At 62.6% G+C, this 13337-nt stretch carries 12 protein-coding genes; 5 read left to right on the forward strand and 7 right to left on the reverse strand.

Annotated elements, in window-relative coordinates; all coding sequences use genetic code 11:
- The first annotated feature begins 87 nt into the window (after positions 1-87).
- The 3 genes from ACOKS3_RS27560 (at position 88) to ACOKS3_RS27570 (ending at position 4013) form a co-directional block, all read left to right on the forward strand.
- Complete coding sequence (locus ACOKS3_RS27560) at positions 88-975, forward strand: acyltransferase (protein ID WP_422764563.1); 888 nt, start codon at positions 88-90, stop codon at positions 973-975.
- Positions 976-1091: 116 nt separating this feature from the next.
- Positions 1092-2464 (forward strand): IS3 family transposase gene (locus ACOKS3_RS27565; protein ID WP_422764683.1). Its coding sequence is split into 2 segments (ribosomal slippage): positions 1092-1565 and positions 1568-2464, totalling 1371 coding nucleotides; the frame shifts between segments, so codons are not numbered across the junction.
- A gap of 199 nt (positions 2465-2663) precedes the next feature.
- Complete coding sequence (locus ACOKS3_RS27570) at positions 2664-4013, forward strand: APC family permease (RefSeq protein WP_422764458.1); 1350 nt, start codon at positions 2664-2666, stop codon at positions 4011-4013.
- Between the two features lie 408 nt (positions 4014-4421).
- Here the strand turns inward: ACOKS3_RS27570 and ACOKS3_RS27575 are convergent, their stop codons facing one another.
- Positions 4422-4997, reverse strand: coding sequence for a DUF2780 domain-containing protein (locus ACOKS3_RS27575; RefSeq protein ID WP_103448661.1), 576 nt, complete (start codon positions 4995-4997; stop codon positions 4422-4424).
- A gap of 132 nt (positions 4998-5129) precedes the next feature.
- On the reverse strand, positions 5130-6329 hold the full coding sequence (gene fdhA, locus ACOKS3_RS27580) for a formaldehyde dehydrogenase, glutathione-independent (RefSeq protein ID WP_422764457.1): 1200 nt from the start codon (positions 6327-6329) through the stop codon (positions 5130-5132).
- On the opposite strand from fdhA, the gene ACOKS3_RS27585 reads away from it, so the two are divergent.
- A complete protein-coding gene (locus tag ACOKS3_RS27585; RefSeq protein ID WP_146048986.1) occupies positions 6328-6516 on the forward strand; it encodes a hypothetical protein in 189 nt (62 codons plus the stop codon). The two genes, fdhA and ACOKS3_RS27585, sit on opposite strands and share 2 nt — an antisense overlap.
- Positions 6517-6593: 77 nt before the next feature.
- Positions 6594-7079, forward strand: coding sequence for a TIGR02594 family protein (locus tag ACOKS3_RS27590; RefSeq protein ID WP_103448660.1), 486 nt, complete (start codon positions 6594-6596; stop codon positions 7077-7079).
- Positions 7080-7135: 56 nt separating this feature from the next.
- Here ACOKS3_RS27590 and purU read toward each other — a convergent pair whose 3' ends face one another.
- The 5 genes from purU to ACOKS3_RS27615 form a co-directional block, all read right to left on the reverse strand.
- Positions 7136-7993, reverse strand: a complete 858-nt coding sequence (gene purU, locus ACOKS3_RS27595; RefSeq protein WP_103448659.1) for a formyltetrahydrofolate deformylase — start codon at positions 7991-7993, stop codon at positions 7136-7138.
- Positions 7994-8005: 12 nt separating this feature from the next.
- On the reverse strand, positions 8006-8638 hold the full coding sequence (locus tag ACOKS3_RS27600) for a sarcosine oxidase subunit gamma (RefSeq protein ID WP_103448658.1): 633 nt from the start codon (positions 8636-8638) through the stop codon (positions 8006-8008).
- Positions 8639-8712: 74 nt separating this feature from the next.
- Complete coding sequence (locus ACOKS3_RS27605) at positions 8713-11730, reverse strand: sarcosine oxidase subunit alpha (RefSeq protein ID WP_422764456.1); 3018 nt, start codon at positions 11728-11730, stop codon at positions 8713-8715.
- Complete coding sequence (locus ACOKS3_RS27610; protein ID WP_103448656.1) at positions 11727-12062, reverse strand: sarcosine oxidase subunit delta; 336 nt, start codon at positions 12060-12062, stop codon at positions 11727-11729. The genes ACOKS3_RS27605 and ACOKS3_RS27610 overlap by 4 nt, the downstream gene beginning before the upstream one ends.
- Positions 12063-12076: 14 nt before the next feature.
- Positions 12077-13327, reverse strand: a complete 1251-nt coding sequence (locus ACOKS3_RS27615) for a sarcosine oxidase subunit beta family protein (RefSeq protein WP_003255680.1) — start codon at positions 13325-13327, stop codon at positions 12077-12079.
- Positions 13328-13337 lie beyond the last annotated feature (10 nt).

The following is a 13337-nucleotide window of genomic DNA, read 5'->3' on the forward strand; positions in this document are numbered from 1 at the left end:
CCCACCGTCGGGCATTGGACATTTGGCGTAGACCCCAGCGCTGCTTATCATTGCGCCCTGCCAACTTCCCACAACAAGAGTTTCCTTATGCGTCGCCTGTTTACCGGCATTCTCACAACCACCCTGCTGCTGCTCAACACCGTGGTGATGATCTGCCCGCTGATGGTCTTCGCCCTGCTCAAGCTGGTACTGCAGGGGCGCTGGCGCGACTACGCCTCCGCTGCCGTGATGTGGTTTGCGGAAGCCTGGTCAGAGGTCGACAAGGCCATCTTCGCCCTGTGCATCCCCACCAAATGGGACATCCGTGGCGTCGAGAACCTGCGCAAGGACACGTCCTACCTGGCCGTCAGCAACCACCAGACCTGGGTGGACATCCCGGCGCTGATCGAAAGCCTCAACCGCCGCACGCCGTTCTTCAAGTTCTTCCTCAAGAAGGAGCTGATCTGGGTACCGCTGCTGGGCCTGGCCTGGTGGGGCCTCGATTACCCGTTCATGAAGCGCTACAGCAAGGCGTTCCTGGAAAAGCACCCAGAGCTCAAGGGCAAGGACCTGGAGATCACCAAGGCCGCCTGCGAGCTGTTCAAGCGCCAGCCGGTGACCGTGGTCAACTACCTCGAAGGCACCCGCTTCACCGAGGCCAAGCACCGCGAACAGCAATCGCCCTACCGTTACCTGCTCAAGCCCAAGGCTGGCGGCGTGGCGTTCGTGCTGGCAGCGCTGGGCGAGCAGCTGGATGCGCTGCTGGACGTGACCATCGTCTATCCCGGCAATAAGGCGCCGGGGTTCTGGGACCTGCTCAATGGCAGTATCAGCCGGGTGATTATCGACATTCAGGTGCGTGAGCTGGACCCGGCATTGTGGGATGGGGATTACGAGAATGACCCGGCCTTCCGCCAGACCGTGCAGGCCTGGGTCAACCAGCTGTGGTTGGACAAGGACCAGCGGATCGCGCAGCTGCGGGCAGAAATAGGCTGAATCCACTTCGCCTGTGCCGGCCCATTCGCGGGACAAGCCCGCGCCTACAGGAATACCGCCGTCCTGAACTGCGCCCCTGATGTTGGACAAAAAATCCAACCTCAGGGGCGTTTTACGTGAGCAAGCACACCAAGCAGTTCAAACTTTCAGCCATCCATGCCTTTCTGCAGCGAGGCATTGGCTATCGCACCATCGCATCTGAGTTGCAGATGGATCCCTCCTTGCTTCGGCGCTGGGTCGCGAGCTATCGCATCCATGGCGAGGCTAGCCTCTGCGGACAAACACGGACTTTCAGCCCTGAGTTCAAGCTTTCGGTGCTTGAGCGGATGTGGCGCGACAAGCTATCGCTGCGCCAGACGGCAGCCGTTTTCAATATGAGCCACTCCAGCCAGATAGGCATATGGGAATCGCAGTACTACAGTGGCGGCATCAAAGCCCTGACAGCAAAGAGCAAAGGTCCGCGCAGTCTCATGCCTAAACCACCTGTTCCACCCGCCAACACCCCACCTGTAGCCGATGAAGATCTCTCGCACGCCGAGTTGCTGGCCAAGCTGCGCCATGCCGAGATGGAGATCGCCTATCTAAAAAAGTTAAAAGAGCTGCGCGAGGAGAAGGCGAGGCAGAAGAAGGCCGAGAAGAAAAAGTCCTGATCATCTCGGCCTTGCGTAACCGATTCCCCCTCAACAACCTGCTCAAGTTGGCTGGGCTGGCGCGCAGTACGTACTACTACCAACTCAAGGTGATGGCTGCAGGTGACAAGCTGGCCCCGTTAAAGGCTCATATCTGTGAGACCCAGGGGCGGCATAAGGGGCGCTATGGCTATCGACGCATGACTGCAGCGCTGCGCAACATTGGCCAAATAGTAAACAGTAAAGTTGTGCGCCGGCTGATGGGTGAACTCGACCTCAAATGCACGGTGCGCGTGAAAAAGTACAAGTCCTATCGCGGTCAGCCCGGACGCATTGCGCCCAACACAATGGAGCGCGATTTCACGGCAGCAGAGCCCAACGAGAAATGGGTAACAGACGTGACCGAGTTCAAGGTGGCGGGTGAGAAACTGTACCTATCGCCGATATTGGACCTGTTTAGCGGGGAGATCGTGGCGCATCAGATCGATACTTCGCCGCACTATCCTCTGGTCGGCCAGATGCTGGAGCAGGCGCTTGCGAAGCTACCGGAAGGAGCCAAGCCGATGCTGCATTCCGACCAGGGCTGGCAGTATCAATACTACGCCTACCGGAATCGACTCGAAGAAAAGGGGCTGGAGCAGAGCATGTCGCGCAAAGGCAACTGCCTGGACAATGCACGAATGGAGAGTTTTTTCGGCACACTGAAGATAGAGATGTACCATGGTCAGCGCTTCGCCAGCATCGCAGAGCTGAGGGCGGCAATCGATGAATACATCAACTACTACAACCATGATCGAATCAAGATGGGGCTGGGCGGCCTGACTCCCGTGGCATACAGGAGTCAGGCTGCAGCAGCCTAATCACAGACTGTCCAACAAATGGGGCGCAGTTCATCCTGTAGGGGCGGGCTTGCCCCGCGAAGAGGCCGGCACAGGAATGCTCACAACCCCGATTAAAACCCAGGCTAATAATTAGAATAAGTAATACTTTTTTGTCTTCACCCCCCTAAGTGGATAAAAATCGACCAAAGCACAACTACAAAAATGCCTGGATCGATCGATGGCCAACCCACCCAGCTCCAACTCCGCCCAACTGCGCCGTGTCCTCGGCCTCCCCGCCCTGGTGTTCTTCGGCCTGGTGTACATGGTCCCGCTGACCATCTTCACCACCTACGGCATCGTCACCGAACTCACCGGTGGCCGCACCGCCAGCGCATACATGGTCACCCTGGTAGCCATGCTGTTCACCGCTGCGTCCTACAGCTTCATGGTCAAGCGCTTCCCGGTCGCGGGCTCGGCATACTCCTACACCAACATGGCCTTCGGCCCCAACGTCGGCTTCCTCGCCGGCTGGTCGCTGCTGCTGGATTACCTGTTTCTGCCGATGATCAATTACCTGTTGATCGGCCTGTTCCTCAACATCGCCTTCCCGGCCATTCCGGCGTGGTCCATCGCCCTGGCCTCGATCGTGCTGGTAACGGTGCTGAACGTGGTCGGCATCCACTCGGTGGCCAAGACCAGCAACCTGATCGTCGGTGCGCAGATCGTCTTCATCGGGGTGTTCGTCGCGCTGTCGTGCCAGTCGCTGGCCGGTCAGCCGCTGGACTTGTTGTCGCCGCTGATGGGCGATGGCTCCAAGCCCGGCTTTGGCGCGATCATGGCCGGTGCGGCGGTGCTGTGCCTGTCGTTCCTCGGCTTCGACGCCGTCTCGACCCTGGCAGAAGAGTGCCGCGATGCACGCCGTGACGTGCCACGGGCAATCATCCTCACCACCCTGTTCGCTGGTGTGCTGTTCACCGTGCTGGCCTATGTCAGCCAGCTGGTGATGCCGGGCACCACTTTCGCCAATGCCGATGCGGCAGCCAACGAGGTGATGTCCAAGGCGGGCGGTCAGTTCCTGGCCAACTTCTTCACTGCCGCGTATGTCGCGGGCAGCCTGGGTTCGGCGCTGGCCTCGCAGGCGGCGGTGTCGCGCATCCTGTTCACCATGGGGCGGGACAATGTGCTGCCGCGTCGCAGCTTCGGCTACCTGTCGCCACGCTTCGGCACGCCGGTATTTGCCATTGCGCTGGTGTCGGCGTTCTCGCTGCTGGCATTGGTGATCGACCTGGCTACCCTCGCCTCGCTGATCAGCTTCGGTGCGTTGGTAGCGTTCTCGGCGGTGAACCTGGCGGTGGTGAAGACCCACCTGATGGACGATGGTGCCCAGCGTAACCTCAAGGGGTTGCTGTGCTATGGCGCGGTACCGCTGGTGGGGTTGGCGCTGACCCTTTGGCTGTGGACCAGCCTGTCGGCCCTGACCTTGGTTATCGGCCTGTGCTGGTTTACCTTCGGCCTGGCCTACCTGGCAGTTCTGACCGCCGGTTTCCGCCGCCCAGTGCGCCTGGTGGACTTCAGTGAGGCTGCCTGATCACCACGATAACGCGTCGAAATAGAAGGCGGTCGCGCGCTGATCCCACGGGACTGATTAGCCCGAAACAGACGTAGGAGCGAGCGATAGCTCGCGATGCGCCGCGTGGGCGGCGCTCGATCGGATAGGCGCTGAAGGTGTGATGCCGAGCACCTGGGTGCCTCTCCATCATCTTCCGGTATAAACCCCTGGCGTCATACCTGAAAGGCCTGTGTGACCATGCCAGGAGATTGGCAGGCGACCCGGTCAGGGCCGCCATGCGCATGCCTTGAGGAGTGTGGCGCCTGTGACATCGAGCGCCGCCCGCGCGGCGCATCGCGAGCTGTCGCTCGCTCCTACGTCTGTTTCGGGCCAGTTAAGCCTGTACCTGGGCACGCGCACCCTTGGGGCATGGTTTGAGATCGGGCATTAAACCGAGGGCTGGGCCAGCGGCGCTGGTGTAGTCCACAAACTCCCCAGATTCTGCAACAACGACCCGGCAATCCCCTGCTGCCCCAGGTACTGCAGAATCAACGGCGCAAACTGCCCGATCATCCCGGTATCCATCCCCAGCGCCTTGAACGCATTGTCAAGGTCGCCACGGTTCTCCACATCGTTGCCCAGCGCCTTGTCCAAGGCCGACTGGCTGCCCTTGCTGTTGCCCAGCAACTCACCCAACCCACTCAACCCGCCCAGGGCATTGGCCCCCGACAGCAGGTCCAGGCCCGGCACGGCCTTGGTCAGCTGGCCATAGTCGTCGCTGCTCAGGTTGTTGCGCGCCAGCCCCAGCATGGCTCCTGCCCCGCCCACGGCCTGTTCGGGGGTGATGTTCAGCTGGCTGCCCAGGGTGTTGAGCAGGTTGGCCTGCCCTTCCGGCGCCTGCACCTGGCCTTGTTGCTGCTGGTTCTGCATGGAAGAGACGGCGTTGGCGGCGTCGCTGAGGTTGAAGGCGAACACCGGGCTTGCGGCCAGGGTCATCAGGGTTGCCAGAGTGAATGCTTTCATCGGGAGGGACCTCGTTGGCCGGGATGGCCGGGGAAACGAGGCATTGGACTGGCGCCACGGAACTTTGTTCCAGGCCGATTATCGTCCTGCTGAAAGTACAACGCCCCCTTGCGGGGGCGTTGCATCTAGCGGTTAGGCTGCGCCCCACATCTTGTGCGGGTCGATCACGAACTTCTTCGGCACACCTGCATCGAACTCGCCGTAACCTTCCGGCGCCTGATCCAGGTTGATCACCTGCACACCCACCACTTCGGCGATGTTGATGCGGTCCCACATGATCGCCTGCATCAGCTGGCGGTTGTACTTCATGGTCGGGGTCTGGCCGGTGTGGAAGCTGTGCGACTTGGCCCAGCCCAGGCCAAAGCGGATGCTCAGCGCGCCGATCTTGGCAGCGGCATCCACCGCGCCCGGGTCTTCGGTCACGTACAGGCCCGGGATGCCGATGTTGCCGGCCACGCGGGTCACTTGCATCAGCGAGTTCAGCACGGTGGCCGGCGCTTCATGCTTGGCACCTTCGTGGCCGTGGCCGCGGGCTTCGAAACCTACGGCATCGACAGCGCAGTCCACTTCAGGCTCGCCGAGAATGTCGACGATCTGCTCGTGCAGCGGGGTGTCCTTGGACAGGTCGACCACTTCGAAGCCCTGGGACTTGGCGTGTGCCAGGCGGGCTGGGTTCAGGTCACCGACGATGACACAGGCCGCTCCGAGCAGGCGCGCCGAGGCAGCGGCGGCCAGGCCGACGGGGCCGGCGCCAGCGACGTAGACGGTGCTGCCTGGGCCAACGCCGGCGGTGACGGCGCCGTGGTAGCCGGTCGGCAGGATGTCGGACAGGCAGGTCAGGTCACGGATCTTCTCCATGGCCTTGTCGCGGTCCGGCAGCTTCAGCAGGTTGAAGTCAGCGTACGGCACCAACACGTACTCGGCCTGGCCGCCGGTCCAGTCGCCCATGTCGACGTAGCCATAGGCACCACCGGCGCGGGCCGGGTTGACGGTGAGGCAGACACCGGTGTGCATCTCTTTGCACGAGCGGCAGCGCCCGCACGCGACGTTGAAGGGTACCAACACCAGGTCGCCGATCTTCAGGCGTTCTACATCACGCCCCATCTCGACGATTTCACCGGTAATTTCGTGGCCCAGGACCAGGCCGACCTGGGCAGTGGTGCGGCCGCGGACCATGTGCTGGTCAGAGCCGCAGATGTTGGTGGAAACCACTTTGAGGATGACGCCGTGCTCGATCTTCTTGCCGCGTGGGTCTTGCATTTTCGGGTAGTCGATCTTCTGCACCTCGACCTTGCCCGCGCCGAGATACACCACTCCACGATTGCCAGACATGCTCTTACCTCGCTTGATTTTTATTTATGCAGCGGTGGTGAACGCGCCGCCATCCATGGGCGGCTTGTGTTACTGGAGTGCAGGAATTGTGGGCCTGATACGGCTGATCACGCTGACTGGAAACGACAGACAGATGCCTTTTTACGGCAGTGCTGTCGCCATTGGCCATAGTCGCTACCGCTGGTGAGGAGGAGGCTGGGCCAGGGTCACGTCGGCCTCACGGCCCGCTGGCCAGCCGTCTCCTCAACTTCTGGAAGTAGCACAATGAACGAACTACCTTGGCTGAACGAAGCACGTAAACTGATTGGTATCAGCGAGATACCTGGCAGCCAGCACCACCCGGAAATCCTGCAGATGTGGAAGGACATCAAGCGCGGGGGGATAAAAGATGACGAAACGCCCTGGTGCGCGGCATTTGTCGGCGCAATGCTGGAACGCGCGGGTATCAGGTCCAGCCGTTTCGAAAGCGCGAAGTCCTACCTTGACTGGGGCACCCAGCTGGAACAGCCAGCTGTGGGCTGCATTGTAGTGTTCACGCGTGTCGGTGGCGGCCATGTCGGCTTCGTGGTCGGCAAGGCGGCGAATGGCAACCTGATGGTCCTGGGCGGCAATCAAAGCGATGCTGTGAACATCCGGGCCTTCGAGCTGAGTCGAGTCAGTGGCTATCGCTGGCCGACTGGCGTGCCCTTGGCCAGTACAGCATTGCCGATACTCGCCAATGACGCTCCGCTTTCTGCGTCGGAGGCTTGAAGCGCACCACGAACTACGCCGCAAAACGGCTGTAGTTCGTGACTACCAATAAAAAATTACAGAACCACGGTCCGGTTGGCGTTGAGGAACACCCGCCGCTCGATGTGATAGCCCACCGCCCGCGCCAGGGTCAGGCACTCGATATCACGCCCCTTGGCAATCAGGTCTTCGGGGTAATGGCTGTGGTCCACCACCTCGACGCCCTGGGCAATGATCGGCCCTTCGTCGAGGTCGTTGTTGATGTAGTGCGCCGTGGCGCCGACCATCTTCACGCCCTTGTTGTACGCCTGGTGATAGGGCTTGGCGCCCTTGAACCCTGGCAGCAACGAGTGGTGAATGTTGATCGCCCAGCCATCCAGGCGCCGGCACAGCTCCGGCGACAGCACCTGCATGTAGCGGGCAAGCACCACCAGCTCCGCACCGGTCTCTTCGATCACCTGGATCACCTTGCGCTCTTGCGCAGGCTTGTCCTTCGGGTCGAGGGCGAAGTGGTAGTAGGGAATCTTGTGCCAGTGCGCCAGGGGTTCGAGGTCCGGGTGGTTGGACACCACCGCGACCACGTCCATGGCCAGTTGGCCGATGCGCTGGCGGTACAGCAGGTCGTTCAGGCAATGGTCGGCCTTGGACACCATGATCACCACCTTGGGGCGGTGATTGGGGGCGGTCAGCTCGAAGGCCATGCCGAACGCATCGCTGCGCTCGGCGAGGCCGGCGCGAAAGCCCGCCTCGTCGAAATCGTCCGGCTGGCGGAACTCCACGCGAATGAAGAAGCGCCCCGACAGCCGGTCATCGAAGGAGTGGTGCTCCGTGACGTAGCAGCGCTGCTCGTAGAGGTAACGCGTCACCACGTCGACGGTGCCGAGCATGCTCGGGCAGTCGGCGGTGAGAATCCAGGTATCCGGTGCCCGACTCATGTTCTGCTCTCCTTACGCCTCGATGCTCAGGCCGTACTCGGCCGAAGCGTCCTGCAGCCACAGCCACCAGTAATCGGCGAAGCTGCGGCGAATCACCAGTTCCCAGGTGTCTTCGGCAGTGCGGCGGATCACCAGTTGCGACTTGGCGAACACGGTGCCGACAGCCTTGCCGACCGGGAAGTTGTTCGGGTGAACATCATAGCTGGTGGACTTCATCAGCACTTCGCGCACGTTCGGGCCGCGCAGCTCCAGCAGGCTCTGCCCGCCGCTGACGTTGACCACCTGGATGTGCTGGCCGTCGAGTGCCGCGCGCAGTTTCTGTTCGATCGCCAGTTCCTGGCCGCCTGGGACGATCAGCAGCCATTCGTCAGGGCCGACCCACTGCAGCGACATCTCGTTGTTGGCGACCACGGTCAGGGCAACCGGCAGCTCCAGGCCCAGGGCCTTGTGCACGCCAGCGGCGAATTCCGGGTTGTGGCCATCGCCACGAAGGGTCAGGTGACCGAGGAATTTCTTTTCACGCAGGGTCACGCCTGCGTTCTTGCGGCCTTTGCCAACCAGGCTGGCCAGGTCGGCGTGGTGCAGTGGCGACTGGGCCTTGGCCTCGGCGCCGGGGTTTTGCTGGAAGACGTTGATAGCGCTCATTTCTTACCTGCCTTGAATTCTTGTTCGTCAGGGCTGCGCAGCGCTGCAAGCAGGCTGCGCGGCCATCCGGGGCCTTAGACGTTCTGCCGCTCACCCTTCGGATCGAAGAACACCGAAGACACGATCTCCGCCTCGATCACGCTGCCATCCGCCTGCGGCGAGTACACACGCTCGCCCATGCGCTTGAGGCCGCCCTTGACCACACCCATGGCAAACGAATAGCCCAGGGAGTTGGAGGCGTAGCTGGAGGTGACGTGGCCCACCATGTCCATCGGGATTGGCTGCTTCGGATCGAATACCAGCTGGGCGCCTTCCGGCAGCCACTTGGTCGGGTCGATCGGCTTCAGACCCACCAGCTGCTTGCGGTTGTCGCGCAGGCAGTCTTCGCGGTTCATGCCACGCAGGCCGATCCACGAGAACGGCTTGTTGCGGCCCACGCACCAGCTCATGTTGAGGTCGTCCGGGTTCATCGAGCCATCGGTGTCCTGGCCAACGATGATGAAGCCCTTCTCGGCACGCAGTACGTGCATGGTCTCGGTGCCGTACGGGGTCAGGTTGTACTTCTTGCCGGCCTCGATGATCTGTTCCAGCACGCCCATGGCGTAATTGGCCTGCACGTTGACTTCGTACGACAGCTCACCGGTGAACGAGATACGGAACACGCGGGCCGGTACGCCGCCAACGTTGCCTTCCTTCCAGGTCATGAACGGGAAGGCTTCCTTGTCCATGTCGATGTCGGTCAGCTCGCTGAGCAGCTTGCGGCTGTTGGGGCCGGACAGGGTCATGGTCGCCCAGTGGTCGGTGACCGAGGTGAAGTACACCTTCAGCTCCGGCCATTCGGTCTGGTGGTACAGCTCCATCCACTGCAGCACGCGGGCTGCGCCGCCGGTGGTGGTGGTCATGATGAAGTGGTTGTCGCCGACGCAGGCGGTCACGCCGTCGTCGAAGACCATGCCATCTTCCTTGCACATCAGGCCGTAGCGGGCCTTGCCCACGTCGAGCTTGGTCCAGGCGTTGGTGTAGATGCGGTTGAGGAACTCGCGCGCATCAGGGCCCTGGATGTCGATCTTGCCCAGGGTCGAGGCGTCCAGCAGGCCCACGCTGTCGCGCACGGCCTTGCATTCACGGGCAACGGCGGCATGGATGTCTTCACCGGCTTTCGGGAAGTACCACGGGCGCTTCCACTGGCCGACGTCTTCGAACTCGGCGCCGTTCTTCACGTGCCAGGCATGCAGGGCGGTGAAGCGCACCGGCTCGAACAGGTGGCCACAGTGACGACCGGCTACTGCACCGAAGGTCACCGGCGTGTAGTTCGGGCGGAACATGGTGGTGCCCATTTCCGGGATGGTGATGCCGATCGAACGGGCAGCGATGGCCAGGCCGTTGATGTTGCCCAGCTTGCCCTGGTCGGTACCGAAGCCCAGTGCGGTATAGCGCTTGACGTGCTCGACCGACTCGAAGCCTTCGCGGGTGGCCAGTTCGATGGCGGCCGCGGTGACGTCGTTCTGCTGGTCGACGAACTGTTTGGGTGCGCGGGCAGTGCCTTTGTCGTGCGGCACCTGGAACAGCGCCACGGTGGCCTCTTCCTTGCGCGCCACGGTTTTCGGCAGGCTGCCAACGGTGGCCTTGAAGCCGGCTTCAGTGGCTGCGCGGGCGCCGCCTTCGAAGCCATCGGCAATCACATCGCCGAGGGCGTAGACGCCGTTGATGCCACCCACGCATTCGCGTTTCTGCGGGGCATCGCCTGGCACGAAGCCGAGGATGTCTTCACGCCAGACCGGGCGACCGCCCAGGTGCGACGCCAGGTGCACGATCGGGCTGTAGCCGCCGGAGGTGGCGATCAGGTCGCATTCGAGGGTTTCACCCGGGCTGGTGACCTTGTGCGCCTGCACATCGATGGCGGCCACACGGGCGCCGCTGACGTGCTTGGTGCCCTTGGCCTCGATCACGGCGCTGGAGGTGAGGATGCGGATGCCCTTGGCACGTGCTTCTTCAACCAGCGAACCGCGTGGGTTGTGGCGGGCGTCGGCAATGGCGACCACCTGCAGGCCAGCGTCGTGCCAGTCCAGCGCGGCGCGGTAGGCGTGGTCGTTGTTGGTCGACAGCACCAGCTTGCGGCCTGGGGCCACGCCGTAACGGCGGACGTAGGTCGACACTGCGCCAGCCAGCATGTTGCCCGGCAGGTCGTTGTTGCCGTACACCAGTGGGCGCTCATGGGCACCGGCAGCCAGCACCACGCGCTTGGCGCGGACACGGTGCACGCGGTGGCGCACCTGGCCGATCGGGGCGCGGTCGCCGAGGTGGTCGGTGAGGCGCTCGTGAATGGTCAGGAAGTTATGGTCGTGGTAGCCGTTGACCGTGGCGCGTGGCAGCAGGGTCACTTCCGGCAGGCTTTCCAGCTCTTTGACCACGGCGTTGACCCAGTCGGTGGCAGGCTTGCCGTCGAGGGTTTCGCGGGTGTCGAGCAGGCTGCCGCCGAACTCTTCCTGCTCATCGGCGAGGATCACGCGGGCACCGCTGCGGGCAGCGGCCAGCGCGGCGGCCAGGCCAGCAGGGCCGGCACCGACGATCAGCACGTCGCAGTGCTGGTTCATGTAGTCGTAGCTGTCCGGGTCGTTCTGCAGCGGCGCGCGGCCCAGGCCGGCGGCTTTGCGGATGTACTTCTCGTAGGTCATCCAGAACGATTTCGGGTACATGAAGGTTTTGTAGTAGAAGCCCGGCGGCATCATGCTGCCGCCAACCTTGCCGAGGATGCCCATGACGTCATTGTTGACGTTCGGCCAGCCGTTGGTGCTGGTGGCGACCAGGCCTGCGTACAGCGCCTGTTGGGTGGCACGCACGTTGGGGATCTGGGTGGCTTCGCTGGAGCCGATCTGCAGGATGGCGTTCGGCTCTTCGGTACCGGCGGCGATGATGCCGCGTGGGCGCGAGTACTTGAAGCTGCGGCCAACGATGTCGACGCCGTTGGCCAGCAACGCGGCGGCCAGGCTGTCACCGGCATAACCCTGGTAGGTCTTGCCGTTGAAGGTGAAGTTCAGGACCTTGCTGCGGTCGATACGGCCGCCGCTGGCGAGGCGATAGGTCTGGCTCATACTTTTTCCCCTTGGCCTTTGACGGTCGACGGTGCGCTGCTTGGCTTGCCGGCGTCGGTCACTTGCGGCTTCTCGCCAATCTTGTAGGTTTCCAGAATCTCGTAGGTCACGGTGTTACGGGTGACGTTGAAGTACTGGCGGCAGCCGGCAACGTGGTCCCACAGTTCGTGGTGAATACCGCGTGGGTTGTCACGGTAGAACATGTAGGTTCCCCACTCCTCGTCGGAGCAGGCGTTGGGGTCCAGCGGGCGGGCGATGTGCGCCTGGCCAGAGGCGTGGAACTCTTCTTCGGAGCGCAGCTCGCCACAATGGGGACAGAAAATATGCAACATGACGGTGGCTCCGGTTAGTGGGCGACGGCGGCAGCGCCGTGTTCGTCGATCAGTGCGCCGTTGTAGAAGCGGTCCATGGAGAACGGCGCGGCCAGTGGGTGCATTTCGCCCTTGGCCAGGCTCGCGGCGAAGACGTTGCCCGAACCCGGGGTCGCCTTGAAGCCGCCAGTGCCCCAACCGCAGTTGAAGAACATGTTCTTGACCGGGGTCTTGGTGATGATCGGGCACGCGTCCGGCGAGGTGTCGACGATGCCGCCCCACTGGCGGTTCATGCGCACGCGCGAGAGGTTGGGGAACATCTCGACGATGGCCTGCAGGGTGTGTTCGATCACCGGGTACGAACCGCGCTGGCCGTAACCGACCCAGCCGTCGATACCGGCACCGATCACCAGGTCGCCCTTGTCGGACTGGCTGATGTAGCCGTGTACGGCGTTGGACATGATCACGCTGTCGATGATCGGCTTGATCGGTTCGGATACCAGCGCTTGCAGCGGGTGCGATTCCAGCGGCAGGCGGAAGCCAGCCAGCTTGGCCATGTGCCCGGAGTTGCCGGCGGTGACCACGCCGACGCGCTTGGCGCCGATGAAGCCTTTGTTGGTTTCTACGCCGATCACTGCACCGTTTTCCTTGCGGAAGCCGATCACTTCGGTCTGCTGGATCAGGTCCACGCCCAAGGCGTCGGCGGCACGGGCGAAGCCCCAGGCCACGGCGTCGTGACGGGCTACGCCGCCACGACGCTGAACAGTGGCGCCGAGGATCGGGTAGCGGGTGTTCTTCGAGCAGTCCAGGTAGGGGATTTCAGCCGCAACCTGGGCGGTGTTGAGCAGCTCGCCATCGACGCCATTGAGGCGGTTGGCGGAGACGCGGCGCTCGGAGTCACGCATGTCCTGCAGGGTGTGGCACAGGTTGTAGACCCCGCGCTGGGAGAACATCACGTTGTAGTTGAGGTCCTGGGACAGGCCCTCCCACAGCTTCATGGCGTGCTCGTACAGGTGCGCCGACTCGTCCCACAGGTAGTTGGAACGCACGATGGTGGTGTTACGGGCGGTGTTGCCGCCGCCCAGGTAACCCTTCTCGATCACCGCGACGTTGGTGATGCCGTGTTCCTTGGCCAGGTAGTAGGCCGTGGCCAGGCCATGGCCGCCACCGCCAACGATGACCACGTCGTAGACCTTTTTAGGGGTCGGCGTGCGCCACATGCGCTGCCAGTTTTCGTGGTGGCTGAGGGAGTGCTTGAAAAGGCCGAAGCCCGAGTAGCGTTGCATGGTCGTTTAC

The sequence above is a fragment of the Pseudomonas sp. HS6-2 genome, from assembly GCF_049325675.2.
GTDB classification, from domain to species: Bacteria; Pseudomonadota; Gammaproteobacteria; order Pseudomonadales; family Pseudomonadaceae; genus Aquipseudomonas; species Aquipseudomonas putida_N.